At 62.8% G+C, this 26,395-nt stretch carries 24 protein-coding genes; 1 reads left to right on the forward strand and 23 read right to left on the reverse strand.

All coding sequences use genetic code 11. From position 1 onward, the window contains the following. Position 1: 1 nt before the first annotated feature. From WDC82_RS12780 to WDC82_RS12890, 23 genes are all read right to left on the reverse strand, one after another. Entirely contained in the window at positions 2-952 is a 951-nt protein-coding gene (locus WDC82_RS12780; protein WP_340117705.1) for a polysaccharide deacetylase family protein, read from the reverse strand. Next, positions 949-3,102: a cobalamin-dependent protein gene (locus WDC82_RS12785; RefSeq protein ID WP_340117706.1), complete on the reverse strand. Its 2,154-nt coding sequence runs from the start codon at positions 3,100-3,102 to the stop codon at positions 949-951. The genes WDC82_RS12780 and WDC82_RS12785 overlap by 4 nt, the downstream gene beginning before the upstream one ends. A 36-nt stretch (positions 3,103-3,138) precedes the next feature. After that, complete coding sequence (locus WDC82_RS12790) at positions 3,139-3,810, reverse strand: cytidylyltransferase domain-containing protein (protein WP_340117707.1); 672 nt, start codon at positions 3,808-3,810, stop codon at positions 3,139-3,141. Positions 3,811-3,852: 42 nt separating this feature from the next. Next, positions 3,853-4,659 carry a formyl transferase gene (locus WDC82_RS12795; RefSeq protein WP_340117708.1) on the reverse strand — a complete coding sequence of 269 codons (807 nt, stop codon included), beginning with the start codon at positions 4,657-4,659 and terminating at the stop codon, positions 3,853-3,855. A gap of 30 nt (positions 4,660-4,689) precedes the next feature. Further along, entirely contained in the window at positions 4,690-5,853 is a 1,164-nt protein-coding gene (locus tag WDC82_RS12800; RefSeq protein ID WP_340117709.1) for a hypothetical protein, read from the reverse strand. 4 nt (positions 5,854-5,857) lie between these two features. Further along, positions 5,858-6,601 (reverse strand): acylneuraminate cytidylyltransferase family protein, encoded by a 744-nt coding sequence (locus WDC82_RS12805; RefSeq protein ID WP_340117710.1) that lies wholly within the window; start codon positions 6,599-6,601, stop codon positions 5,858-5,860. Beyond that, the gene (locus WDC82_RS12810) at positions 6,598-8,388 is read right to left on the reverse strand and encodes an ABC transporter ATP-binding protein (protein ID WP_340117711.1); all 1,791 of its coding nucleotides are present in this window, start codon (positions 8,386-8,388) and stop codon (positions 6,598-6,600) included. The genes WDC82_RS12805 and WDC82_RS12810 overlap by 4 nt, the downstream gene beginning before the upstream one ends. After that, the gene (locus WDC82_RS12815; RefSeq protein ID WP_340117712.1) at positions 8,385-9,368 is read right to left on the reverse strand and encodes an NAD(P)-dependent oxidoreductase; all 984 of its coding nucleotides are present in this window, start codon (positions 9,366-9,368) and stop codon (positions 8,385-8,387) included. Before WDC82_RS12815 ends, WDC82_RS12810 begins: the two co-directional genes overlap by 4 nt. Then, a complete protein-coding gene (locus WDC82_RS12820) occupies positions 9,365-10,087 on the reverse strand; it encodes a hypothetical protein (RefSeq protein WP_340117713.1) in 723 nt (240 codons plus the stop codon). Before WDC82_RS12820 ends, WDC82_RS12815 begins: the two co-directional genes overlap by 4 nt. 34 nt (positions 10,088-10,121) lie before the next feature. Then, a complete protein-coding gene (gene neuC / locus WDC82_RS12825; RefSeq protein ID WP_340117714.1) occupies positions 10,122-11,282 on the reverse strand; it encodes a UDP-N-acetylglucosamine 2-epimerase in 1,161 nt (386 codons plus the stop codon). Beyond that, positions 11,279-12,301, reverse strand: coding sequence for an N-acetylneuraminate synthase family protein (locus WDC82_RS12830; RefSeq protein ID WP_340117715.1), 1,023 nt, complete (start codon positions 12,299-12,301; stop codon positions 11,279-11,281). The genes neuC (WDC82_RS12825) and WDC82_RS12830 overlap by 4 nt, the downstream gene beginning before the upstream one ends. A 13-nt stretch (positions 12,302-12,314) precedes the next feature. Further along, entirely contained in the window at positions 12,315-13,466 is a 1,152-nt protein-coding gene (locus tag WDC82_RS12835) for an NAD-dependent epimerase/dehydratase family protein (protein WP_340117716.1), read from the reverse strand. Positions 13,467-13,475: 9 nt separating this feature from the next. Beyond that, a complete protein-coding gene (locus tag WDC82_RS12840) occupies positions 13,476-14,519 on the reverse strand; it encodes a polysaccharide biosynthesis protein (protein ID WP_340117717.1) in 1,044 nt (347 codons plus the stop codon). Positions 14,520-14,848: 329 nt separating this feature from the next. Next, the gene (locus WDC82_RS12845; protein WP_340117718.1) at positions 14,849-16,432 is read right to left on the reverse strand and encodes a hypothetical protein; all 1,584 of its coding nucleotides are present in this window, start codon (positions 16,430-16,432) and stop codon (positions 14,849-14,851) included. Next, the gene (locus WDC82_RS12850) at positions 16,429-17,133 is read right to left on the reverse strand and encodes an acylneuraminate cytidylyltransferase family protein (RefSeq protein ID WP_340117719.1); all 705 of its coding nucleotides are present in this window, start codon (positions 17,131-17,133) and stop codon (positions 16,429-16,431) included. Before WDC82_RS12850 ends, WDC82_RS12845 begins: the two co-directional genes overlap by 4 nt. Before the next feature lie 16 nt (positions 17,134-17,149). After that, positions 17,150-17,803 carry a fumarylacetoacetate hydrolase family protein gene (locus WDC82_RS12855; RefSeq protein WP_340117720.1) on the reverse strand — a complete coding sequence of 218 codons (654 nt, stop codon included), beginning with the start codon at positions 17,801-17,803 and terminating at the stop codon, positions 17,150-17,152. Next, on the reverse strand, positions 17,800-18,831 hold the full coding sequence (locus tag WDC82_RS12860; protein WP_340117721.1) for a fumarylacetoacetate hydrolase family protein: 1,032 nt from the start codon (positions 18,829-18,831) through the stop codon (positions 17,800-17,802). Before WDC82_RS12860 ends, WDC82_RS12855 begins: the two co-directional genes overlap by 4 nt. Positions 18,832-18,854: 23 nt before the next feature. Next, positions 18,855-19,856, reverse strand: a complete 1,002-nt coding sequence (locus WDC82_RS12865) for a GDP-mannose 4,6-dehydratase (RefSeq protein WP_340117722.1) — start codon at positions 19,854-19,856, stop codon at positions 18,855-18,857. Further along, positions 19,853-20,911, reverse strand: coding sequence for a nucleotidyltransferase family protein (locus WDC82_RS12870; RefSeq protein ID WP_340117723.1), 1,059 nt, complete (start codon positions 20,909-20,911; stop codon positions 19,853-19,855). Before WDC82_RS12870 ends, WDC82_RS12865 begins: the two co-directional genes overlap by 4 nt. After that, on the reverse strand, positions 20,908-22,125 hold the full coding sequence (neuC, locus tag WDC82_RS12875; RefSeq protein ID WP_340117724.1) for a UDP-N-acetylglucosamine 2-epimerase: 1,218 nt from the start codon (positions 22,123-22,125) through the stop codon (positions 20,908-20,910). The genes WDC82_RS12870 and neuC (WDC82_RS12875) overlap by 4 nt, the downstream gene beginning before the upstream one ends. Beyond that, positions 22,122-22,955 carry an NAD(P)-dependent oxidoreductase gene (locus WDC82_RS12880; RefSeq protein ID WP_340117725.1) on the reverse strand — a complete coding sequence of 278 codons (834 nt, stop codon included), beginning with the start codon at positions 22,953-22,955 and terminating at the stop codon, positions 22,122-22,124. The genes neuC (WDC82_RS12875) and WDC82_RS12880 overlap by 4 nt, the downstream gene beginning before the upstream one ends. Continuing rightward, a complete protein-coding gene (locus tag WDC82_RS12885) occupies positions 22,952-23,749 on the reverse strand; it encodes a hypothetical protein (RefSeq protein ID WP_340117726.1) in 798 nt (265 codons plus the stop codon). The genes WDC82_RS12880 and WDC82_RS12885 overlap by 4 nt, the downstream gene beginning before the upstream one ends. 14 nt (positions 23,750-23,763) lie before the next feature. Further along, on the reverse strand, positions 23,764-24,798 hold the full coding sequence (locus tag WDC82_RS12890; protein ID WP_340117727.1) for an N-acetylneuraminate synthase family protein: 1,035 nt from the start codon (positions 24,796-24,798) through the stop codon (positions 23,764-23,766). Positions 24,799-25,420: 622 nt separating this feature from the next. Between WDC82_RS12890 and WDC82_RS12895 the strand changes: the two genes are divergently transcribed. Continuing rightward, the gene (locus WDC82_RS12895) at positions 25,421-26,368 is read left to right on the forward strand and encodes an NAD-dependent epimerase/dehydratase family protein (protein WP_340117728.1); all 948 of its coding nucleotides are present in this window, start codon (positions 25,421-25,423) and stop codon (positions 26,366-26,368) included. Positions 26,369-26,395: the final 27 nt, after the last annotated feature.

A 26,395-nucleotide genomic window follows, 5' to 3' on the forward strand; every position in this document is an offset into this window, starting at 1 on the left:
CTCAGGCAGCTTCCGGTACGATGAGTTCACCTTGAGCATCGAATACATCATTGACGTCGAACCGCGGGATTTCCAAGAGATCACATTGCTGGTCGAGGCGATGAATTCTGCGGCCCAGACTGAAGGCCACGCCGATTCCGAGATCCGTGAGTACGCTCTTGGTCGTGGCGTTGAAACTGCCGCGAATGCCGTAAGGATAGGACATGGTGAACGTCCGCTCCCCCAACAGGTCCTGGAACAGGTTCAGCGGCGTCTCAATCTCCGCCCGCTGAGCGCCGGCATCGAGGCGGCTTAAAAGTCGGTGCGCGTGGGTGTGAACACCGATCTCGAAGCCCATGTCGGCAGCCCGGCGAATGTCATCCTCTGACATGTAGACATGGCGAACGATCTCACGCTCGTCACCGAATTCCTCGGCGAACATGCGTTCAAGAACGCTGCTCAGAAGGTGATAAGGTAGCTCGACGTTGAGCAGGAATTTGAACCGCCGCGTCTCCGGGTCGTCGTAGCGGTACATGTAGTCGAGGCCAAGAGCAGAGGGATCATCGCGCTCGCCGCCGTTCGGCAGTTCAGCCAGGAGGTCAAGGAACGCCCTGCGGAAGCGTTCGCGCCCCAGGCGGCTCTGCAGCATGTGCACCTTTTGAACGTCGAGAACCCGACCCTCTAGCACCGGCTGCGAACAGCAATAGATCACCGCCGGCACAGCCGCCGCCTTGAGGATGGGCAGAGCATGCTCAAACACGTCACGCGTGCCGTCGTCAAAGGTTATCAGAAAGCCCGACTCTGCGGCAGGGAGATCGCTCGCCCTCAAAGGGCGAAAACGGGCGCGCATGCTATCCACCTGGGCCGCGAACTTATCCGGCCGCACGCTCGTCATACCGGAAAAGACACCATTATCGGGGGGCTGGCAGTAGTGATAGTTGACGACGAGAACGCCGTCCCCCGCTCCGCTCATTGCTGCAGCCCGGACAGGTGGAATTCGGCCTCGCCCCGCGCGCCCGCAAGGGCATCGACAGCGTCGTCGGCGGGAACCGCATGGCGGAACAGCTTCTTGACGTGCACCTTGGACAGGATCCGCCCGATGGCCACGGTGGAATCGCCGTAGATGCCGATATAGCGGTCGACCAGGGCACGTTGAGTCTGGTCGAGGACGAACCGGAATCGATTCGGCGTGTCCAGCTTCACGTCGGCCACACCAGCCGCGCGGTTACGCAGGAAGGCATCCACATCAAAGGACAAGTCGGCTTCCGGCGCAGTGTCCATGTCGCGGAACAGATTGCGGGCACGCAGCAGATGATAGGTCAGTGCATCGTCAACGAAACGCAGGGTATCGGCGTCGCCATGTCCGTGGTCCGCCAGCACCTTGCGCAAGGTGCTGCGGGCCAGATCAGCCAGGCTGTCCAAGTACTGGGTAATGCCCAGGGTCTTGTGAACGAACAACAGATTGTTGCCCAGCTCACCGGCGATGAACTTCTCAACGATGCCCGGCTCGTGCACGAATGCACTCAACTGCTCATGGTTGTCCCACAGTTCTTCGCGGGTTTCGGTGAGGAACGAGTCGAACAACGGCCGCAGATCATCCGCCGGCTCGGCCCGCACCAACGCCTCCATCCAGTCGTAAACCGGGACATCGAGCCCGCGCAGCAACTTGAGCAGAGCGCTGAAGATGCCGTCATTGTAGAAGATCGTCACCACCAAGTGGAAACGGCGGGCGAACAGGTAATCGTCGAATCCGAGGGTTGTGTTGGCTACGCAGATCTCTTCGATCTCGGCAGCGACGATACGCTCTCCAAGCACCTCGTAATGTCCGTAGCACCGCGGCAAGACGCGATAGCGTGTGTCCATGCCGTACTGCTTCTTGCTGACATCGGTGGCCATTTCCGTCCCCGGCAGCAGCATGAGCTGGAACAAGAAGATGTTTGTGAAGTTTGCATTCATCACAGTGCGGACTGTGCCCATATGCGCCTCAAGCGAGTCGCCGGGCAGAGCCAGAATGATCTCGGAATAGGTATTGGCGCCCACTTCTTCCGCCGCCAAGCCAAGGGCGAACAGACCGTCGACATCGATGTTCTTACGCTTCACGTTCTCCAGCACGCCAGGATCCAGGCTCTGCACCGAGCCCGACAGACGCAGCGCGCCATCGATGATGCGCGAGGCCTCGAGCACGCGCTCCTTCTGGTTCTTGCCGGTGGCCACGTTGATATATTCGGGCCAGCCGTACCGCTCACGCGTCTTGGCCAAGGTGCGGGCGGTGTCCAGATCCTCGCGGTACATGCCGAAGTTGGAGTCTGCGATAAACAGGTCGTTGCGGCCGCCTTGGGCGCGCAGTGCCTGCATTTGGGCGCCGATATAATCCAGTTCTGCGCTGACCTTCTCCGTAGCGTTACGCCGCACCTTGTTATAGTAGCCGACACCCTCAACGCAGAAGGTGCAGGTAAAGGGGCAGCCCCTGTTGGTCTGCACGATCGGCAGCAGACGACCGTCGAAAAACTCATCCAAACGGCCCGTTGTGTAAGGCGATGGAATGACGGTCAGATCTGTCAGGCGCTCGATGGTCGGCGTCAGATAGGCCGTCCCATCCTGGCTCACGGCGTGCACCGAAGGAATCTGCCGGGATTTGACCGCCTCGACGTCGCCGTCCTGTTCGATGAGTGCCTCGACCAGGCGGGCGAAGGCCAGTTCGCCTTCCTTGATAATGTAGAAGTCAACGACCGGATGCGCTCTCAGAAAGCGCTCCTGCTCACTTTCCGACGTGGGATAGTTGGGGCCGCCGAACACGACGACGGTGTCGGGCGAATGCTTCTTGATGACTTTGGCGATTTCGTAGGACAGATCCTTGTTCCAGACGTAATTGCTGAAGCCGATAATGTCGGGCATATCCTCGCCATTCAGCGCTTGCGCCAGCTTTTCCGGATACTTGAACAGACGGATCTGATGACGCAGCGGAACCTGCGTCTCGGTAAAGGTCGCGATTCCGGCAACCGCATTCGGGATGACGTCGGCCGCCACAGTCTGCTGGGTGTACGTCAAATCGGCTAGCCAGATCCGCAGGTCGCTTGGAGCGCTGGGCGAAGCATTCTCGACGATGGGGGATTCGGCATTCATGGGCAGTTCCAATCGCGGTCCGTGTGATCAGGCGTATCAAGCCTGAATGCTGCGGAGATATGCGGCCTCGGCCACCTCGAACTCCATTCGATCGTTCACGTCATAGCTTTCGTCGACCGGAATTTCGACCAAAGCAGGGTCATTTCGAGTGAGCGTCCAGTACTGATAGTCCTTCAAGAAAAAGGCTTTGTTAATGATGTGGAAACCATGCGCCACCTTGTAGAAGGTGCGCGAATGAGCGGACGACAGCATGGAAGCCTGGGTATTGGTGACGGGGTTGCCGTCGCTGTCGAAGATCCAGTCCGTCGTCGGAATCACCGAAGTGTACGAATTGTGCCGCGTTTCCCTGACATGATCGGCGGCGCGCTTGAGCGTATCCAGGCTGAGCAACGGGTGGCAGGCATTCAGCCACATGATGTACTCGCTGTCGCAGCGTTCGTAGTGGGCGAAAACCTTGCGATGATCGTTGTATCCGGGCTGCACCGCTTCCGGGTCCCGTTCCAGGAGCTCCACGTTCCGATATCCACTGACACGCTCCTTCAGTTCGTCCTCGGCCACGGCGAAGTAGCGGTGGTCGAGGAAGTCCATGCGGTTGAGCTTGTCCAGCGCAATGTCGATCAGCGTGCTGCCCGCGAACGGCAGAACCAGCTTGCGCGGAAGGCGCGAGGACTTGGTACGAGCATTGATAAGGACTGAGATCGTCGTCAAAGCGGGCGTCCCTCTTTTCATTAGGCGGGGAAATTGCCCTTATTAACAAACCGGCAGCACGGCTTCGATGGGATATCGAGCGTCACGGTGAGTTTTTTCCCGCATATATCGGTCAATCATGCCCTCCGCAATGTTACGCTGCATCAGCTGCAATGCGTCGGGGGCGAAGTCGGCGCGGCGACAAAGCTTGCCGCCTTTTCTTTGGGCATGGCCAGGCGGCAGGCCGTGGGCCGCAAGGGCCAAAACTTCCACCAGCAGATCGGCGCCGGCGATGATGGTTTTGCAGCCCAGATCATGAGCATCGTCGCCGAGGGCGACATCAGGGCGCGCCTGCGCCAGAATGGCACCGCCGTCCACTTTGAGGATGGCATGGTGCACCGTAACCCCCACACACTCAGGCAGGCCATCGACGAGCGGCCAAAAGTTCGTCGCGCTGCCTCGGTAGTAAGGCGACAGTCCAAGGTGCATGTTAATCATGCGCCCGGCATGTTGCCCAAGCAGGGGCTCCTTGATGATGCAGGAGCCGAAGAGGACGATCACATCCGGCGCAAGGTCGGTGACGAAGCTCGCTGCTTCCGGCGCGTTGGCCCCTCCCCAGGGAACCCGCAGCACGGGGGCGCCCAGGGCTGCGTAGTCGGGGGCATCCGAAAAGTAGCGGCGTTCGGCCTTGTCGCGCGCACGGAAGTAGCTTTGGACGGCGATATCGGAGTTGGCCGTGGATGATGGCGATGCCGCCGGCTTGCGTTCCGCCACAATGCCGACGAGACTACCCGCCTGGGCAAGCCGGGCCGCCACCCAGCGGTGCCGCCGGTGATCTGATGTGATCATCACGATGCGCGGGCTCGCCATGGCTCGCCTTACCACTCTAGGTTTCACGAATCACCGGGCCGTCCGCGAGACCCTGCCCGCGGACGCTACCATATCGTGCAGGAGGGCGACAATACGCTGTGTTGCCAGCCCGTCCGAGAAGAATATGCCCCGCGCGCGGAGAGCGCGCTGGCAATCCCCCATATACTCCCGCTCCCGCCGCGGGTCAAACGCAGCCAGATAGCGATGGAGTTCGTCGCCGTCCATGAACAGCCGGGACAGCCCGACACGGTCAACCACATGGTCTTCGAGACGAGGGCCGCCAATACGCACCGACGCGCAGGGAACCGAATAGTATGCCGCCTCATATGCAATCGTTGAGTGGCTGGTGACCAATAGGTCAACATGAGCTAGGACCGCGGCACCGCGCTCCCGGCCGACCACGACTTCCACACCTTTCGGTTGTGGTAAACGGTCCCGATCCCAGCGCGCCTTATCCTCGGCCGGATGGGGCCAGATGACGACCCGCCATCCCGCAGTGGGCGGCAACCCGTTCAGCACAGCCTGAAGGATGGTGTCCTGGGAATAGGTCCAGCCGCGAAGCGCCGCGTTCTCGGCCAAAGGCTGCGAGGCGAAGAGCAGGACGGGCCCGTCACTTCGCACCTCCTCGGCCGGCGGTGGTGGGCAGGCAGCCTCGGCGACGACCGCGTCCATCCACGGATTGTGAGTAACGGCCATATGCTCCGTCGGAACGCCCAAGCTCAATAGATCATCGCGCGACAACGTGTCGAGTACGCATAGCCGATCCGGTATCAGCGCCTGGTCCAGGGCCGGCGCCGAGGTAGCGGAAACGAAGCGCTCACGATACATGCCCCAATAGTCGAGGATCGCCACGGTCGGCACTCCCGCAGCACGGGCCGCCATAGTCAGATATTGCTCCGGGGTTTCCGGTGCTTCCCCCTTGGCCGGACTGGAGCCGGACAACACCAGATCGGGACGCACGCTGCGCAGCAGATCCTCCATGCAGCCTGGCGGATTGTGCATGAAGGCATCTTCGTCGAGTGCCCGGGAGGCAATGCCCTGATGCTCCAACAGGCCCCGGGACACTGCCAGAGAGACAACATCCAGATCGATGTCGCCGCCTGCAGCCAGTGTCCGCACCACGGGAAGCGTGGTCTGCACGCTGCCCTGGTCGCGCGACAGCACCAGGATACGGGGGCGCGCACCGGACGTCATGAGCTCAGGGCCGGTCCAGCGTCACCTTGCCCGCGGCCACGAGCCACGAGGCGTAGTCCAGATCCTCGGCGGTATCCACGTCCAACGCGTGGCTGCGCGGGATCTCCACCGGCGCCGAGATATCTCCGAAGCAGTCCTTGCCGGCCAGCAGCGCCGCTGACCGTGTCACCACCAGGTTGCCGAACAGGTAATGCGCGGGTTTACGCTGTTTGTTGTAGGCTTGGCGGCGCTCCTCCAGGAAGCGGAAGCGCACCCTGCCCTCTTCCACAACACGCTGATTGAAGGCATGGGCATTGTGGAACACCGGCGTAATGGTCTGCGCGCTGTCGGCGTCGGGTATCTCGGCGAGCCTGTCGATGCAGGCGTCCACCTGCGCCCCGAGCAAGAACGGCGACGTCGGTTGCAGCAATGCCACCGCCCACGGCGCGGCACCATCGCGCGCAGCCAAGGTCCGCAACACATGACGCATGACATCGGCAACCGGCGTGTCGTCCTGCCCCAGTTCCTCGGGCCGCCACAGCACCTCGACGCCGGCGGCGCGGCAGACGGCCGCGATGGCATCGTGGTCGGTCGAACAGGCCAGCATGCTGAGGCGGCGCGAAGCCTTTCCGGCGGCGATGACGTATTCGATCATCGGCCGGCCGGCGATCGGCGCGATGTTCTTCAGCGGAATGCTCTTGGAGCCGCCCCGCGCCGGAATAAGGCCAAGCACGCGGCTGTCGTCCAGGCGGACATCGGCGGCGGTCATGACGGCCTTTCCTGCTGTTCCGGCTCGGCGAGGGCAAGCGCTCCGACGTCCTCAGCAATCGCGCTCCAGGGGCCCTGTGCGGCGACGCGCCCCTGCGAAAGGACGATCACATTGTCTGCGGAAGGCGCCGTCTGCAGACGGTGCGTGATCTGGATCACGGTCAGGTCCTGCCGAGCCTTGCGCAAGTCCGCAATCATCGTGCGCTCCATGGATTCCTCGAACGACGTGGTGGCCTCGTCGAGGATCAGCACCTCGGGCCGCCGCATCATGGCGCGGGCAATCGCAATACGCTTGCGTTGCCCCCCCGACACCGCGAATCCCCGGTCCCCGACCGGCGTGTCGTAGCCCTGAGGCAGCCCCTCGATAAATTCTTGGGCACCGGAAAGGCGGCAGGCATTCTCCATCTCCTCCGCGCTGGCGTCGGGCGCCCCGCGCAGAAGATTCTCGCGGATCGTGCCGTTGAAAAGGGCCGCATCCTGACTGACGTATCCAAACAAGCGACGCCAGTCGATGAGGTTATACTCCTCGATATCGCGACCGTTGGCCGTGATCCGGCCCGTTGCCGGCCTGTAGAGCCGCATGAACAGATCCAGGAGCGTCGACTTCCCGGAGCCGGACGGGCCGATGATGAAGGTGACGCGTCCGCGCGGGATAACGAGGTCGAGGCCGCTCAATATCGGGGAGCCTTCGCCATACTGGAACGACAGGCCCTCCACCACGAGGTCGGTCTCAAGCCGTTGAACTGGCAAACCGCTCTCACGATCTTCCAGGCGCACGGCATGGTTGGCCATTCGGTGCACCTCCTCCAACCCCCGGAGTTCATGGAGCGCCTTCATGCGGGCCGTCATTGCCTGGCTGCCCGCGGTGATGATGCGGTAGAAGGTCACCAGAAAGAAGGCCAGGAACGGCACCAGCGTCTGAGGGTCCATTCCCATGACACTGACCCCGATCACGACGAACGCCATGAGCGCGGTCACCCCAAGGAACTCACCGACACCGTTGGGAAGCTGGGCGAGGATGGCAACGCGGACGAAATGGGACCGCAGACGCTCGGCGTCCGTGGCAATGCGGGCCAGCCAAACGGGCTCGATCGTCAGCAGCTTCAAATCCCGCAGGTTGGTCAGAGTTTCCGACATCTCGCGTGTCATGCGTTGATACAGCGTTAGTTTACGCTCGCCCAGGTTTGTCGCCCAATTGAACGCGCTGCGGCGCAAAGTCAGCAGAATCACCATGGCACCCGCCAATAGCCCCAGCATTGCCTGCCAGTTCGCTATCATGCCGACCGCGATCAGGGCGAGAACCTGCAGCGTCTGGGTCCAATAGGTCAGGTACGACTGGAGAAAACGAGAGCCCGACTGGGTTTCTTGGACCCAGACATTGAGCAATTCACCGTGTTTCTGGCTCGCCGTCCAGGTGTAGGGCCCCATCATATAGGCGCGGCCGATCTGTTCGATCCAGGTGCGCCGCATCGATTCTGCGAAGTTCCGGACAAGCGCTGCCCGTGCGACGCCTGCCAGTCCCTTGACCGCGAAAACCACAACGGTCAGGCCCGCCAGGAAAGGAAGCACCCGCTCCACGCCGACAGCGTCGGCGAGCAAGCCAAGGTGGCGAAACAAAGCATTGTCCGTCTGGGGATCCATGAGCGCCTGGAACACCGGCAGGATGAGGCCGATACCCAGGCCCGCCATCACGGCGTCAACCAGGGCGACGAGCATCACCACAGGCAAGCGCCGCCGTGCCGGCCCCAGAATCTCCAGTATCTTGCGGAGGTCGGAGGGCCGTTTCATGGCCGTGTTTCCGGGCGGGCCGATAGCGCGGCCTCCACCATGTCGATGGTGTGGGCCTCCGTTTGGGCCCAGGCGTCGACGGTGGACCCGCCGATGTGCGGGGTCAGGATGAGATTGTCGTTTTCCCGCGCGTAGCGCAGCACCGGATGCTCGGGGAAACGAACGGCGAAGTTCGGCTCGAATTCTCCCTCAAAGACGTCCATGGCGGCACCCGCCAGATGTCCACTTTGCAATGCGTCGAGAACGGCCTGCCAGTCCAGGAGCTCTCCGCGCGCGGTATTGACGAGCCAGGCGCCCGGCTTGAACGCGGCGATCACCGCTTTGTCGAACATGCCCTCCGTCTCGGGGGCATGGGGCACGTGGATGGAGACCACGTCGCTCAGGGCCACGAGTTCGCGCAGGCCGTCGACGCGCTCCGCACCTTCGCCTGATGACGGCACGTAAGGGTCATAGTAGCGCACCGTCATCCCGAATGCCCGGCCGTACCGAGCGACCATTCCCCCCAGCCGCCCATGCCCGACGATACCCAGGCTCATATTGGAGAGCATGCTTGGAGCGCCGAAGGGGCGGCGGTCCCATGCACCCGCCAATGCGGCCCTGTGCGCCGGCAGGACATTGCGGGTCAGCGCGATGATGAGACCCCAGGTCAACTCCGCCGTGGATGTGATACGACGCAGAAAATCCGGAGCGAACTTCAGGCAGGCCACGGCAATGCCCTTTTCGCGGCAGCACTCCACGTCAATGTGCGGATGGCCGGTGGTGTTGGAGGCCACGACCTTCAATCGGGGACACGCGTCGATCTTGATCCGGTCCACCTGATACCCCAGCGGCGCGAAAAGCACCTCGACCCGCGCCAGGATATCGGGCGTGTCATCGGCCGGGGAATCCAGCGTGATAACCTCGAAAGCGTCGTCCAGACGCGCCAGGTTCTCCGGCTGATATTTCAAGATGCTGTAGTAGACGGCGATCGGCTTGTTCATACCGCGGGCTTTCGGCGAAACACGCTGTGCTCGGCGAAGCTCAGTGCATCGCGCCAGCGTCCACGGCGCACGCAGTAGACGTAGGACGGCGCCAGTTCATACTCCGCGCCGGCCGGATGGGCGCGGATCAGATCAACGGTATCGATGCGCCCATCGACAACGATACACTGGGGACGGCCGCCGCGGTCAAGCAGACGCACAACATCGTCGTTGGGCAGTTTGCGGCCGTCGCGGATCGGACACGGCGGCCCGTCCACGTAGAAGAAATCGGCGTCATCCGGAACATCCTCGACGAAACCGGTGCTCGGCCGGGCACTGTCCTCACGCATGGGGACACATTTTACCGGCGCATCCTCCGCGCCGATGACGTTGGCGGCCCGAAGGCAGTCCAGGGTCACCTGGCACCATTCGGGATGGTGCTCGAAGGCCACGTACGCCGCATCATTGCGCCTGGCGTAGAGGGCGAAAACCGCCGATGTCGTTCCGGAGCCGAGCTCAACGATCTTACGCGGCTTCTCAGCGAGGAGGATTTTCCACAGATCCCATCCCTTGAAGGGCTGGCGGACCGACCCCGATTGCTGGCCGCGCGCGAATGCCGCGTATGCCGCCAGCAATTCCGGCTGACCGGCCGCGGTTTCTTGCTGAGCACGTCGCATCTCTGCCTTGCGCTGGCGAGCCAGCAGGCGGTCCAGAACGATCTGCTGTAAGGATCGCGACATACCTTTGTTTCTCCGTCCGACTTACTGGCGCAGACTAGTACGTTATCGTCTTCTGAATCCGGAAGTCGATCGCGCTCAACACCTTCACGATTTTCTCGGCGGCGAAACCGTCTCCATACAGGTGGTCGGATTCGTAGCGTCCGTGGGCCAGGTGGCGCCGCACGGCGTCGGCGATCTCACGGGCATCGTAGCCCACGTCGATCACGTTGCGGCCGCGCTCGCGGCCATGCTGACGCGAGCCGATGTTGACAGTCGGGGTGCCCAGGTAAGCCGCTTCGCGGATGCCACTCGATGAGTTGCCGACGATGCAGGCGGCGTTCTTCAGCAGCGGTGCGAACAGCTCGATCGGGATACTCTTGAAGAAGTGAACGTGCTCGGGCCGACTCTGCTCGCGCCACATGCGGATACCCTTGTTGATACCGTCTGAACCTGCGTCCATGTTGGGCAGGATCCAGGCCGTATTCATGCCCAAGGTCTCCAGCGCCGAGATGGTTTCGCGCACGTGGGCGAGGTTCTCGTCATACTCCGTCGTCACGGGGTGCTGGATGACGATCAGGTATTGGCCCGGCAGCAGATCGATCAGCGGCCCAACCCCGTAATCGCGCTGGTACTGGCGTACCGGTTGCAAGTCGTCCAGGTCCAGGATGCGGATGACGTCCATGCTGGTGCCGCCGACGGCGAAAATGGTGTCTGGGTCCTCGCCCATGCGTTCGATGCGCTTGCCCGCCTCCATCGAGGCCGGGAAGTGCAGGTGGGCCAGCTTGGTGATGGAATGGCGGATGCTCTCGTCGATGGAGCCCGAAACCTCGCCCCCCTCCACATGGGCCACGGGGATGTTCATGTAGCTGGCCGCCATGGCGATGGGCAGGCATTCGAAACGGTCGGCTACGACGATGACCACATCGGGTTTCAAATCGTCGAAGGCGGTGGCGAACTCGCTGACGGCGACGCCGGATGACTTCGCCATGGTCACCGGATTTTCCCCCTCGATCACGAAGTGGATATGGCGGTCCACCACGAGGTCGTTGTCCTGCAACTGGTTAAGGATGCGCCCGTACTTCTCCAGGATCACCATGCCGCCGAGGACGAGTTGAAGCTCCAGGTCGTCCGAGGCCCGGATGGCCTGGATCACCGACTTCATCTTGGCATAGTTGCCCCGTGTCGTAATGATGACGCAGACCTTGCGCTTGCTCACGCCAGATGCTCCCACTTGATGACACTGTCCTTGCCGATGTCGCAGGCGGCGCGCCGGCCGGCCACTTCCGCAATGCGCGACGGCGGGATCCCGGTGCCCGGCCGCTTGCCGGCCAGGTCGGTGGCGGCGATGACCTCGCCGGCAGCGATGTCGCGCAGCGGCACCAGGCTCTTGCTAGCCCACACCAGGCTTTCGCTCTCCCCCACACCCAGCGCCTCGCGCGCAGACATGGCGACTTCGATATCTCGCAGCTGGGTGATGAAGGCGGCCAGGTCGTCCGGGCCGCAGGATACCTTCCAGTCCTGGGCATTGGGCACGTCGTAGTCCAGGGTGATGTGCTTCTCGATCACCCGGGCGCCCAGCGCCACCGCCGCCAGCGGAATGTGAAAGCCCGCCGTGTGGTCGGAATAGCCCGTGATCGCACCGAAGCGCTCGCGCAGCAACGCAATGTTGCCAAGCCCGGCCTCCGCCGGCGGGGTCGGGTAGCGGGTGATGCAGTGCAGAACGGCAACGTCGGGATTGCCGGCTTCGGCAATGGCGGCCAGGGCCTCTCCCACCTGCTCCAGCCGGTACATGCCGGTGGAGAAAATCAGCGGCTTGCCCAGGCTGGCGACGCGCTTGAGGAAGGGCCAGTTCCCCACCTCGCCGGAGCCGACCTTATAGACCGGCACGTCCAGTTCCGCGAGAAACTCCAGAGACGGCTCGTCGTGGGCGGTTGCGAAGAAGGTGATCCCCTTGTCACGGCAATAGGCCTGGAGACGCCCGAAGGCGTCATAGGGCAGGCTGCGCGATCCCAGGCGTTCGCGCCAGTCGGGCAGCTCGGTGCTGATCAGGGCATCGACGTCGAAGATCTGGAACTTGACTGCGCTCGCCCCCGCCTCGACGGCCAGATCGATCAGCCGATAGGCTTTCTCCTCGTCGCCGAAGTGCGCCACGCCCGCCTCGGCAATGACGTAGACCGGAGCGCCGTAGCCGACCGTCGTGCCGTCGATCTCGAAAAGCTGACTGAACTCGTTCATCGCCGCCGGCCCGTCACGACTTCCAGCGCACGCGCGGCAGGACGCGACGGGGCTCGATCGCATCCTTATGGTGCAGCACAGTTTCCAGCATATCGGCGACCACGGGGTCGGTCATGTAGTGGGGTTTGAGGCCCAGCTCGATCAAGCCGCTATGGGCCGGGTTATAGTAGTGCTCCTCGGCTTCCTTGCGGGGGTTGTCGACGGTCTGAATCTCGACCTTCAGGCCCATGCCGTTGCCCACGCGCTGCACGGTAGCGGCTAGATCGTTGACCGAGAACTGTTCGGTGAACTGGTTCAACACCCGCAACTGGCCGGCACCGGGCGCGTTGTGCATGGCCAGTTCGACGCATTGCAGAGTGTCTAAAAGGTTCAGGTAACCGCGGGTCTGGCCGCCCTTGCCGTAAACGGTCAATGGGATGCCGGCCACGGCCTGAGTCAGAAAGCGGTTCACGACGGTGCCGAAAATGTCGTCGTAGTGGAAGTTGGGAAGCAGCCGCGGATCAACATCGGCCTCGGGAGTGCGCAGACCGTAGACCGGGCCTTGCATCAAGTCGGTCACCTGCAGGCCGAAGGTGCGCACATAAAACCACAGCATGTCAGTGTCGAGCACCTTGGTGGTGTGGTACAGGCTGCCCGCTTGGCGGGGGAACAGGAACCTGTCCTTGCGGCCCTTGTGCTCGATATCGATCCAGCCTTCCTCGATGTCGATGTTGGGGGTACCGTACTCGCCCATGGTACCCAACTTGATGATATGGGCTGATGGAGCTTTCTCCATCACCGCCCAGATGACGTTGAAGGTGGCGGAAAGATTGTTGTCGAGCGTGCGCCGGGCCGAGCGATAGTCGCGCATGGAATAGGGCGCCGAGGGCTGCTCGGCGTAGTGGATAATCGTTTCTGGCTGGAAACTGTGCACGACATCGCACAGCAAGTCGTAGTCGCAGCAGTCGCCGATCACGACATCGATCTCGTGCCCCGTGGCGGCCTTGAAGATCTCCGCCCGCAGCTGGAGATTCGGCGTTGGGATGAGGGCCTCGGAATCGGTCTCCATGGCGATGGCGCGGCGCAGGTAGTTGTCTACCACCGTCACCTCGTGCCCCTTTGCCGCAAAGGCCATGGCGGTGGGCCAGCCTAGATACCCGTCGCCACCCAATATCAGTACGCGCATGTCACCCCGTCAAACGATCTTGTTGCGGCGCAGATACTCGCGGAGGTCATCCCGGCTCATGGCCGGCTCCACTGCGGAGTTGTAAGGCTTTGCGACCTCCCGGCCGAGATAGCCCTCGTAGCTGTATTCGATCTGCTGGTAGACGCTCTTGAACGCCGGCAGCACGCAGAAGAAGTCGTCCAGCTCCAGCGTGCGGCGGACTTCTTCGTCGTTCAACAACTCCTCGTAGAGCTTCTCGCCCGCCTTGACGCCGATCTCCTCCACGACCACGTCCTGCGGACGCAGGCCGTGGCGGGGCGCCAGTTCGTCGATCAGCACGGCGGCCAGATCCTCGATGCGGGCGACCGGCATCTTGGTCACGAAGACCTCCCCACCGCGCGCCAGTTCCACCGATCGCAGGACCAGGGCCGCGGCTTCCTCCAGTGTCATGACAAACCGGGTCATGGTCCGGTCGGTCAAGGTAACCGGACCGCCGGCGGCGATCTGTCGCTGGAACAGCGGTACCACCGACCCCCGCGATCCCAACACATTGCCGAAGCGGGTGGAGGCGAAGATCGTGTCGTGGGCATTGCGCCGATACACGTTGGCTGCCGTAATAAGACGCTCGCCCATCAGCTTGGTGGTCCCCATGACATTGGTGGGGTTCACCGCTTTGTCGGAGGACGTGAACAGCACGCGCTCGACATTGTTGATCTCGGCCGCGTCGATAACGTTGATCATGCCGTCAACATTTGTCTGGACGGCATCGCGCGGCGATTCTTCACACAGGATGACGTGCTTGAGTGCGGCGGCGTGAAGCACGACGTCGATGCCACGCATCTTGCGCCGCAGCTTTTCACGGTCCCGCAGATCCCCTATGAACAACCGCACGTTGTGATGTCGGGCGTAATGCTGAGACTGAAAGAACAGCTCGCTTTCGTTGTTATCGATGCCCACGACGCGGGCGCAGGGCATGGCGGACAATTGACGGAGAAGCTCGCTGCCGACGGTTCCACAGACGCCGGTGATCAGGACCGAACGGTCGGCCCAGAAGGTCGATTGATCGTCTGTCATGCAGGAATGACGGTCCTCCGTGGCTTCCGTCAGGAAAGGGCAAATGTGCGGACAGGCCCAATGGATATGGCGCACTACACGCCAATTTGTCCGCCCGCCACGCCTCAGCTTATACTAGAACCTATCGGGCGTGCCAACCCTGGGCGCCGAGCCCTGGGGGCTGGCCGGCCTCGCGGTCGATGAAGACACAAAACCGCCTGTCCGGCATGGTCCGTGAGACCACCTGAATGCCAGCCCATGCGGCACACGTTTTTCTCCCCCGAGGCGCTCTTCGGGCACGGCCTGAGCCCCCTGCCCATCGTAGCGCTGCCGGCGGAACAGAGAACGCCCTACGCTTCCACACCCAGCCGTGCCCGCTCTTCGGCGATGCGGCGGCGCGTGTAACGCGCCAGTTCGGCGTACTGGTCTTCCCGCGACAGGCCGTCGTCCATGGTCTGCCGCCCGCCCTTGCCGAGAAGGTCGGTGAACAGATTGAGGCGAATGCTGGACGTCATATGTGCGGCCAGGAATGCCACGACTTCTCGATCATCATGTTTGTGGTTCTCCAGGAGGTCGCGGATTTCCGCGGCCATCCCCCAGGAACGATCGAGGAAACGGACCATGGACCGCGGAAATACACCGTAGGGAGTATTGCACAGGACAACCACCGGCTTGCCTTTGATCAGAGCCTCCAGCCCGATGGTGCCGAACACCACCGCGACCAGACCCGCACCAAGCATCAGCTTGTCCGTGTCGAGAGTAGGACCAGCCAGGACCACGTTGGGGATCGCCCGGAGCTTGCCGTAGTAAGCGGCACTACGATAGCCGTAGGAATTGGGATGCTCCTTCACCACCAACTTCCAACCTACCGGCAGGGAGGCAGCGATGTTACGGACGCTTTCTATCTGGTTGCGGTAGGGACGCCCAAAAGCCAGCAGAGCGACTTCCGGTTCCGTGTTCAGCGGATACAAGGCGTAACGGCCAGCATTCTGTTCTGCGAATGCTCCGGCATCCGGAATGTCAAAAAGCCGCGTGGCCAGCCGACGCCGCAGCGGCTTGAGCACTTTTGTCTCATAGGCATAGCGCAAGGGCGCCGGATAATGCCGGTCCCGGTTGCGGCGGTCGCGGACCAGCCGTTCAGCAAGTGCGGCAAGACGTGCCGGCAGACCAGGCCGCCGAGCCGCCTTCCGCACTTCGTTCGGCCGTTTGATTGCACCTTCATAGACCAGGCGTTTCTCGCGGATCTCGCTCAGCAGCGCTTGCGCGTCCGCTAGTGCCGCCGTCTCGTCGCCCGTGAGGTCGCGGCCCCTGCGCATGCGCTCGAAAGTCTCGCGAATATGCGGCGAAAGGTCGAAGGGATCGGTGTATAGCGAAACGTAGTTGCGCACTCGCGTCAGCTTGAGCTGCATAACGGGAATGCCACGGCGCCGGGCCACCAGGTAGTAGAGGTAGTCATACAGGGTCACCGCATTGAGACCCATGACGGCGTGCGGTCGCACACGGTCGAAATGGGCGTCGATTGCCTGGAGAGACACCTGGAGCAGGCGCAATAAATCTTCGTGGCTGTAAGCGGGCTTGTAGCTCTGCACGAATTGCGCACGCAGATGGAAGTTGAGACGCCGGTCAATAATCAGCGCATTCCAGAGGGTGGGGTCGGCAATCTCCTTCTCCCAAGCGGCTATGTATTCCAGATCGGGCGCCGGCAGACGGTGCGCTTGATCAAGAAGCTCCCACTCCGTAATGACGTCAGCAGCGGATGCTGCGAAGTCGGGATTGGCATCATTGAAGCGCGCGTACTCTGGGCGGTTGGTGACGAAAAAACCAGCCGCCTCGATCCCGCCTTCCTCTTGCAGTGCCTTGTGAAGGGACCAGAACACGCGCAGGCCGATTGACTGGGTAGAGAATAGGAGGCGCAGGGGCTGATCTCTGTTCATGACGCCGGAATCTTGAAGTAAGTATCCGCGACACTCTGTGCGATCATAAGATCCGCGGGCACATCCACATCAATGTCCAGCCAGTCGGCCGGCAGGGAAACCGGCAGCACCTCTTCGCCCAGAAGCACGCCCATGTCCAAGGTCCTCCGGGGCCGCAAGATGAAGACATGACCGGTCAGTGCATAGCGTTGCTCGGTGGCCTTCATGCGCGTACCCCTCGCCGGTCCGGGATGCCAGCGGGCACCTTCGATGGCACCGGAGAGACGATTGATCGGGGCCACGGTCACCAGAGAACTCGCCTCATGATCTTCGCGCAGGCGCCCGATCATCTCCGCCAGCGGCCCAGGCGACCGAAAGGGAGTCGTTGGCTGTAGCAGCACCAGCAGTTCGGGATCGGTCCCCTCGCGCCGCAGGGTGGCAAGCAGGTGGCGCAACACGTCGAAATTGGTCGCGTCATCCTTGCACAACGCCGGCGGCCGCGATTCGGCTCGGACACCCTCCGCGCGGGCCAGTTCGATTATCCGGGCGTCGTCTGAGGAAACCACGATGGCGTCGATGGTGCGAACGGCGGCGGCCACACGGATCGCATGGCAGAACATCGGTATTCCACCGACCATCGCCAGATTCTTTCCCGGCGCACGTCTGGAAGTGCCCTTGGCCGGAACCACTGCCACAACTTGGCCCATGTCGCCGATGCTCATCGCTGGGACGCCATCGTCAGTCGACCTCGACCTCAAGCCTCAGGCCGTCGATGCTAAATGTGACATGGTGTTCATCGGCGCCGAGGCGCCGCGCCACGAGCGGGCCCTGGATGTAGACATCTCCCGCCGACAGGGTCATGAACTGCGACATGAACGTAATGATGGCCTCGGGATCATAGGCGTAGGCTGAAGCCGGAGCCCCCTCAGACGTGCCGCCCCCCGTGCCCAGGCGAGTCGGGCGATCCACCATCGCCGCGAAATCGGCAGATGGGATCAGGTCACCCAGTCTATGGGTCGCTTCGCGCCACAGACCATAGAAAATCGAAACGCCGCGGTCCCACATTTCGATTGTGTGGGTGCGATCGCGCAGCTCGTCGAGCAGAGCGTCATGGAAGACGCAGACCCATGGCCGACACCCGGCAACATGCCCGGACGCATCTTCCGCGCGAATCACCTTGCCGCCTTGAGCGAGCTCCATGGCAAAACCACCCATGGCCCAGACCTCGCCATTCGGTTTCGGTCGCTCCAGCGGCTTTCCGCTCGGCGCGAAGGCACCCGGCGGAATATGGTAACCGCAAGGAAAGTCGATCTGGCTCAGACCCCAGATTTCCTCCGAGGCCGGCGCCGTACCGAGCAACACCCAATGCTGGTTTTCCGGCGTGCGAATCATTTCTGGAACGGTCCTCTCAGGTCGGTGATATAGTTCCGCAGCACGCCGACCGTTTCGTACTCGATTTCAAAGTAGTCTTCGGTGCCGAACCGCATGTCCGGTTCGACGGTGTAACCGTCGATCCCCATGGTTCCCATATGAAAGATCATGCCCGGTCGCAGCGTGAAAATGCGCGACAGGAACGAAACGGTGCGCTCGATTCCGTTCACCATGGCTTGGGTGTAGGCCCGCTCCCGCTGCACTCCGGACAGGCGGTTATAGACCATCAGGTTGTACGGGTCCGATACCTCCTCCTTGGTGACGAGGTAAGGACCGATGGCGGCAAAGCTGTCGGTCGAACGCGAGTAATAGGAGGTCGACGCGCGCTGGGTAAAGATGGTCAGATCCTGGTGCATCAGAGCTTCGTCCTGGCCGCGCAGGGCCACGACCTTCCAGGAATCCGAGCACATGTCGTTGACCAGGGTATAGCCGAAGACGTAGTCCATGGCCTCCGCTTCCGAGACGTTCCGCCCGGTCTTTCCGATGACCACGCCCAACTCCGCGGAAGAACGCATGGTGGAGTAATGCGCGGGAATGGTAACCCGTGCCCGGTGGCCGATCAGTGCATGGTGGTTGGTCGGCCGCAGAAAGCCGCGCGGATAAGCTGGAATCTGGAAGTTCTTGTCACGGAAAAACAGGGGCGAGTTGCCGCCGATACCATAGACCGCGGGCGGTCGCGTGACGGGCGGCAGCCACTCGATGTCTTCCTCGCGTCGCCGGGCATTGCGCAGCACCCAGGGATCAGCCGATTCCGATGCGATCCAGCGGATGTAGCGTTCGGCAGCGTCCAGGGCCCGAAGGCCCTCGTCGCCCATTTCCATCAGATCGATCAGCGTGAGCCCCTCGACACTTTGGTCGAACAGTCGGGGCTTGGTAATCGCCTTGACCTCCCTTAGCGACAAGCAGACTGCCTCTAGGTCATAGAGCGCGCTGTTGACGGAGAGTCCGAGCCGCGCCCGTCCGTCTTCCCTGAAGGTGAATATCCTCATGATTGGTCCAGTCGTTGGGTGCGCTACCGTGTATAGGAATCGACATCGAAGTGATGCATGTTCCGCTCGATCCACCGCACGGTGAGTTCCAGCCCTTCACGGAAGGGCACCGTGCTTCGCCAGCCGGTCAGGCCGGCGATTTTCTGGTTATCCGCAAGCAAGCGGTTGACTTCGCTCTTTTCCGGGCGGATCCGGTCTTCCTCCGTGACGATCTCCACCTCGCGGCCGACGATCTCGCACAGCATATCGACCGTCTGGCGGATCGACCATTCCTGGCCGGATCCGATATTGACCACCTCTCCCTCGGCCTCCGAACAAAGCGCGAGGGCGATCATGCCCGCAGCGGTGTCGGCGGCGAAGTTGAAATCGCGGGTCGGCGTCAGCGCGCCCAGGCGCAGACGATCTCGTCCAGCGACCAATTGGCTGGCGATGGTCGGGATAACGGCGCGCGCCGTCTGCCTCGGCCCGAACGTGTTGAAGGGACGAGCGATCACGACCGGCAGCTCAAAGGACAGATGGAAGCTCTCCGCCATCTTATCGGCGCCAATCTTGCTCGCCGAATAGGGCGACTGGCCGACGAGCGGATGGTCCTCCGAAATCGGAACCTGCTGCGCCGTGCCGTACACCTCCGAGGTGGAGACATGGACCAGCCGCGTCAAAGCGTCGGACTCGCGGCACGCCTGGAGGATGTTCAGGGCACCGGTTATGTTGGTCTCGACATAAGAGCGGGGCGCCTCGTAGCTGTAAGGGATGGCAACGAGGCTGGAAAGATGGAACACGTAGTCACAACCGGCCACGCCCTGGCGCATCCGTTCGCAGTCCCGGACATCGCCGGTCAGGATCTCCACCTGCTCCAGCAGACGCGGGTCTACGTCCGAAAGCCACCCCTTGTCGTTCCATGAATTGTAGTAGACCAAGGCGCGTGTTCTCGCACCGGCGGCGACGAGGGCCTCGACCAGATGGCTGCCGATAAACCCGTCGGCGCCGCTGACGAAGACCGATTTGCCCGCAAGAGTTTCGGTCATTTCTGTTTCATCCTCGCAAAGGCGGCGCGGGCCTTCTCCAGGTCTACCGGAGTGCCGATGTCGCTCCAGTACTCATGGACCGGAAACACCGCGACCTTGCGGTCCGCCTTCAAGCAGTCCTCAATCAGGTCGGTCATGTTGTAGAAACCGGATGGCACCATCTCCACGGCCTCGGGTGTAACGGCATAGATGCCCGCATTGCACAGAAACTGTTGAGACGGCTTCTCCTCCAGTGCCCGTACGTAGGCGCCTTCGGAGCGCAGCACACCGTAGGGAATCTCCACGCGGTAGTCGACGGCGGCGACCGTCACTGTTGCCCCGTGGCTATGGTGGAAGGCGGACAGACTGCGGAAATCCGAGGTCGTGAGGATATCGCCGTTCATGACCACCAATGGGCCGGCGGGGCGCTCCTTTAACAGCGACAGAGCGCCGGCAGTGCCCATTTTGTCGGTTTCGCGCAAGTATACTATGTGCGTGCCGAGATGCGAGCCATCGCGCAGATGGCCCTCGATCAAGTGGCTGAGATAGTTGACGGAAATATAAACCCGCTCTACTCCGGCGGAGGCCAGGCGCCGCACCAGGCGCTCGAGCAACGGGATGCCGTCGATCTCCACCATGGGCTTCGGGATAGTGTCGGTCAGCGGACGCAGCCGCCTGCCTTCTCCACCGGCCATAATGACGGCGGCGGCAAAGCCGCTCGCCCCGTGCATCTCTGCGGCATCGCCGCCCAAGTCGGTCACATGGACGAGGTCGACATACCGCCCCTCGGCATCGACCACCGGAACGGATTGGATGTTCGCGCGCCGCATGCGGTCAATGATGATACTGTCCGGCGTGCCGACGTCGACCCACACGGGGTCCTTGTTCATGGCATCGACCGCGCGGGTGTCGAGACTGCCACCAACGAGAAGGCTGCGGCGCACGTCACCATCCGTCAGCGTCCCCAGCAGCCGCCCCTCGGCGCTGACGACCACCGCGATGCGCCGCCAGCTACGCTCGATGGTGCGCACCACATCATAGAGCGTGGCGGCCTCGGACAGGGGAGGGTCGATCATTGAAACCAGCCGTTCTCCGCAATGCCTTTCAGGGTCATGCGTTTGCGCAACAGCGCCGGGCCGAGATCGACGGAGGCCAGCACGTCCGCCACCTTGCGGCCGGCGTTGCCCAGATAATAGGGGTTGTCTGCAGCCCGGCAGGCGGCGCGGAAGTCGTCGTCGAACAGGCAGCGGCGGGTGGCGTCAACCAGGGCATCGACGTCATAAGCTGCATCGACCACATTCTCGGCCCGAAGACGCCCGTCCTGGCGCGAGCCGATATTGACCGTGGGACAGCCGAACGCCGGCGTTTCCTTGATGCCCGATGAAGAGTTCCCGACGCAGGCGACCCGGTGTGCAGGATCGGCGGCCAGCGCCAGGACCCCGTGATACAAGTAGCGGCCCAGCGAGCGGTGCACCTGTATGTCGGCACGGCCCTCCGCGCGCACCGCCTCCAGCCGCTCGATGATGGCACGGCCTCCGGCGTCGTTGTTGGGATAGGTCAAGATCACTTGCACGCCTTCGCCAGCCAGGCGCTTCATGGCGGCCAACGAGGGCGCCACTTGCTCCGCCGCCCGGTCGAACTCGGTGGTGACCGAGTGTTGCGTAAACAGCACCACCGGGCGCGCCAGGTCTAGCCCCAGTCGCTCTATGATCTCGCTGGGCGTGGCGTAGCGGTCCTCCGAGATCATGTCGATGGCCGGGAAGCCAACCGTGTGGACACGCCAGGCTTCTTCACCCATGCCGAGGATGCGGTTGGTGGCCTGCTGATTTGTGGTGAAGTGCAAGTGCGAGAGTTTAGTCATGGCGTGGCGCACACTGTCATCCAGCGCCCCGCCTTCGGTCAGGTCACCGCCTTCGATGTGGGCGGTTGGGATGTTCATTTGGGTGGCAGCAATGACGGCGGCAAAACCCTCGAACCGGTCGGCATAAACCACCATCAGGTCGGGCTTCAGCTCCGCGAGAACCTTGCTGATCTCCAGCACACCCGAACCGATGGCTTGGGCTGTTGCGAACAGCGAGGTTGCGTCCATCTCAATTTTGACTTCAGCGTGCACCGTGAAGCCGTCGTCGCTGATCTCGTCCAGCGTGTGCCCGAAATTGGAATCCAGGTGCGCCCCTGAAACCAGCAGCCGGTATTCCAGGTCGGGATGCGCGTCAACGGCCTTGAGGATAGGATACTGAAGCCCGTATTCGGCCCGGTTGCCGGTGAAGATTGCCACGGTCCGCGTCATGCCCGACCTTTTTCCCTCTTGCCTATCAACTGCCGGAGCCCGTCGGCGAGGCTCGTACGTGGCGTCCATCCGAGACGCCGTCGCGTGTCCTCAATGTCTAGCACCAGGTGCGAGCGCCTGCCAGAGGGCTTCGTCGCCACGACAGGGCGGGCCTCGTCACCCGCAATGGCCAGGGCGGTGCGGGCCACGGCTCCAATGGAGTTCCCTTCGCCCGAACCTACATTGAAGATGCCCTTTTCAGAGCTCAGGGCCATGCTTGCGATGGCCTCCGCCGCGTCGTCTACCCACAGGAAATCGCGCACAGGCTCATCGTCCCAGACCTCGACCGCCCCCTCACCGGGGATCTGCGCGAGAATGGTCGATATCGCGTTGCTGGAAGCCATCCCCGGTCCGAACAGGTTCGCGAGACGCGCCACGGCTCCCCCTGCCGCGGAGACTTCGGATTCGCACCGGCGCTTGGCGCGGGCATAGGGATCGTCCGTCGGTGTCGGATCCCCGACGCGCCGGGGGGACGGGCTATCGTCTTCATAGACCACGGCGCTGGAGGCGTAAACGGTTTTCCCGTAGCCCTTGGCGAGAAGCGTCTGCAGCGTCAGCGCGGTCCGGTGGACATGGTCTGCCCCCAGTTTACGGGCCGCAGCGCGATCACTCGGCTCGGCCAGGTGAACGAGCACATCCCCTCCCGGCGCGTCGGCATAGTCGGCAACGGTCACACCGCCCGCCAACGACTGCCGCGAGACCGCCGCCACGGTCACGCCACGCCGGCGCAGTTCCGCCACGACGGCTCGACCGACAAAGCCAGACGCTCCGGTGACGACGACGGCGCTCATCGATACTGGCGCGCGGCGCGAGCGTCGGCAGTCGGCGTCATATATAGACGGGTCTTGGTCACAGCCCTGAAGCTGGAGACGAAGTTGGCAGACCACAGCTTGGTTTCCAGAACGCCCAAGTCCGCCTGCGTGCAGGGGGCGACGAAACCCAGGTGGCGGACCGGATCGTAGCGCACCTTCTCGCAACCCAGGATCTGCTGAAAAGCAAAGCAAGTGCTGACCCGCTTGTCCACCAGGGCGCGGACAGGCGACGAGGACCTGCGCAGCACGTGAAGATAGTCAAAATCGAAAGTCGGTGTACCATCCTGCGGCGAGACGTAGCTTGGCCCGTCCACGAAGACGAAATCGTAGGGGCGCTCAGGGATGGCCTCGTAACGAACGCCGCGGAACAAGGACAGGCAGTCATCCGTGCGGCCACTCTGGCGAAAGTCGACAAGCGACTGATAGGCGGCCGGCAGGAGGGCGCGGGACATCTCCAAATAGTCCGGGACTTCCTCCATGGAGGTGACGCGGCCGACCTTGCCGGTTTCGGCTGCATTTTCATGCAGGGCATGAGCGATCACCAAAGTCGAGACACCTGTGCCGCATTCAAGTACCTCCACCGGCTTGTGGCGGCGAATCTCCCTATAAAGGACCCAATAGTCCGTCATGTTGCAGCCCGTGGATTTTGTCTGCTCCAGATAGGAAGAAAGCTCCCGCCACAGGACCGCATTCGCCTTGATTGCGGCGCGCGCTCGCCATTCGGCAAGGCGACGGCGCTCGATGAGGATTCTTCTTCTTACCTTTTGCAACATCGCGGCCCCGCGGCTCAGGCAATGTCTTCAGGCGTCAGGTGCGTATCGGCGGCTACGTCGCGGCGCGCGGTTCGGCCCAGGATGTCATCCAGCCGGTCCGCCGGTATGGGGCCGACACCGGGCCGCTTCACCCAAATGTTACCCTTGGTAAATATCTCTCCCGCCTTTATGGGGGCAACGGAGACGACCGTGGCATAGGCAAAGTCGATGACCGGCTGTTCGTCCTCCAGTCGCGTCTTTTTACCGCCGCGCGCCTCCCACACGGCACGAGAACCCGCAACGAGGTCCCGCAGTTCGTCCGGCTCTATGGAGATGGGGGTGTCCGGGCCAGGCCACGCGCGGGAGACGGTAAAGTGCTTCTCCAGGACGCTGGCACCCAGCGCCACGGCACCCAGGCAGGTCCAGATGTGCAGGGAGTGGTCGGACAGCCCGACGGGCAGGCCGGGGAAAGCCTCACGAAGGTCGGTGACCCCCCCCAGGCGGACTTTGTCATAGGGTGTGGGATACATGCTGGTGCAGTGGAGAAGCGCCAGAGGCACGTCGTACTCGCGGATCGCCGCCACCGAGCGCCGCACCGAATCGAGATCATTCATGCCGGTCGACAGGATCATCGGCTTACCCATGGCGGCAATGTGCTGCAGCAACGGGATATTGTTGCACTCGCCCGAGCCAATCTTAAATGCTGGCACACCCATATCGTTTAGCCGGTCGGCCGCCTCGCGCGAAAACGGCGTGGACAGGTACATGATGCCCTTTTCGGCGCAGTGGGCTTGGACGCGGCGCTCCTCATCCTCCGTCAACTCGCAGCGCTTGATGATGTCCCACAGGCGCTCGGCCGAGATTTCGCCGGGCTTCATGTCCGTCGGGATCATCTCCTTCTCGGTGATGTGGCACTGGAACTTGACCACCTCCGCGCCGGCGGCCACTGCGGCATCGACCATTTGGATGGCTTTGGCGAATTCGCCTTCATGATTGATGCCGACCTCGGCGATGACGAAGGGCGGATGGTCGGGGCCGATCTTGCGGCCGGCGATCTCGAACTGCGTCATGGTGTCCTCCTGTTCGGCGCCCGCCACACCGGATAATCAACCGTGCGGGGCAGTTTTGACGGGCCGATATTCTTCAGGAGGAACGGAAATACCCCCTCCTGAAAGCGCGCCTCGGTCCGGCTTTCGAAGAACGTATCTCGGGGTGCGCCGAATCCAGGGGTTGGGCACTCAGCACCCCTGGGAATGCCGTCTCGATGACCCGTGAGAATGCATCCCCATGAAGCCGGCGACCCGGCAATGCAGCCCTCATTGCCAACCCGCGACCCAGGTTGTATACACGCCACAGCTTCACGACAAGATCGGAATACAAGGGATCGAATGCCAGCCAACTCGGTCGCACGCCTAGAGGAAGCGCATCGAGAGTGTCATCCGCGCGCGCCGATTCGCCTTGGTCTTTCGCACGAATTTCCCGGTAAGGTTGCCACGCCCTCCTCGCTCGGCACAGAGCCCGCAGCCCTCCCCAACGGGGTCGCTAGCATCGACCCATCGCTGCCGCCGCCTCCGCAAGATGGCGGAGCGGGGCTACCGCTCCGTGGGGCGCCGGCCATGCCCGACGCCGGCGGAAACTGAAGATGGGACCCGCGCTGGACGCCGGCGCGGCTAGGGAGGAGGGCACGCGCTCATGAAGCTCATCGTTACCGGCGTCACGGGGTTTGCCGGCCGAGTGGTGTGCGAACGCCTGATCGCAGGCGGTCACCGTGTCACAGCATTGACGCGCCGCGCCACCAGCGCGGCAGAAGCCGGTCTCCCGCCGGCGGTGACCGTGCACGCCGTCGGCAACCTGGAAACCTATGTTCCGGCGGGTGAACTGGCAGGCGCGCAGGCGGTCATCCACTTGGCCGCCAAGGTGCACGTGATGACGCCGACCGCCGCCGACGAGGCGCAGTTTCACGCGGTCAACGTCACGGCAACCGAGCGATTGGCGCAGGCCGCAGCAGAAGCGGGTGTTGGACGCTTCATCTTCGCCTCGACCATCAAGGTCAACGGCGAAAGTACCATCGGGCGATCACCCTTTACCGCGGACGATCCACCCGCCCCGACGGACAGCTACGCCCGCTCCAAGCAGGCTGCCGAAGAGAGCCTGCTCGCCATGAGCAGCGAAATGGAAGTGGCGATCCTGCGGCCGCCGCTGGTGTACGGGCCGGCAGTCAAAGGAAATCTGGCGGCGCTCATGCGTTTGGCGGCGCTGCCTCTGCCGCTGCCGTTGGGCGCGCTGTCCAACAGGCGCAGCCTGGTGGGCGTGACCAACTTGGCCGACGCCCTGATTCACCTGGCAACGGCACCGGCGGATTCCGTGGCAGGACGGGTGTTCCTGGTGCGGGACTGCGATGTCTCGACCGGCGACTTGGTGCGCGCCCTGCGCCACGCCATGGGGCGGCCGCCGTTATTGCTTCCCGCCCCCGAGGCGCTGATGGGCGGCGCCCTGTCCCTCTGCGGCCTGGGGCGTTATCGTGGCAGAATATTCGGCGACCTGCGGGTCGACGACACGGCGCTGCGCGCAACAGGCTGGCGTCCGTCGGTCTCCATGACCGACGAAATAGGACGTATGGTTGCGGCCGCTGGGAACTGAGCTGCCAGGCGGGTGCGGTATGACCGC

The organism is Pelagibius sp. 7325, assembly GCF_037652055.1.
Lineage (GTDB): Bacteria > Pseudomonadota > Alphaproteobacteria > Kiloniellales > Kiloniellaceae > Pelagibius.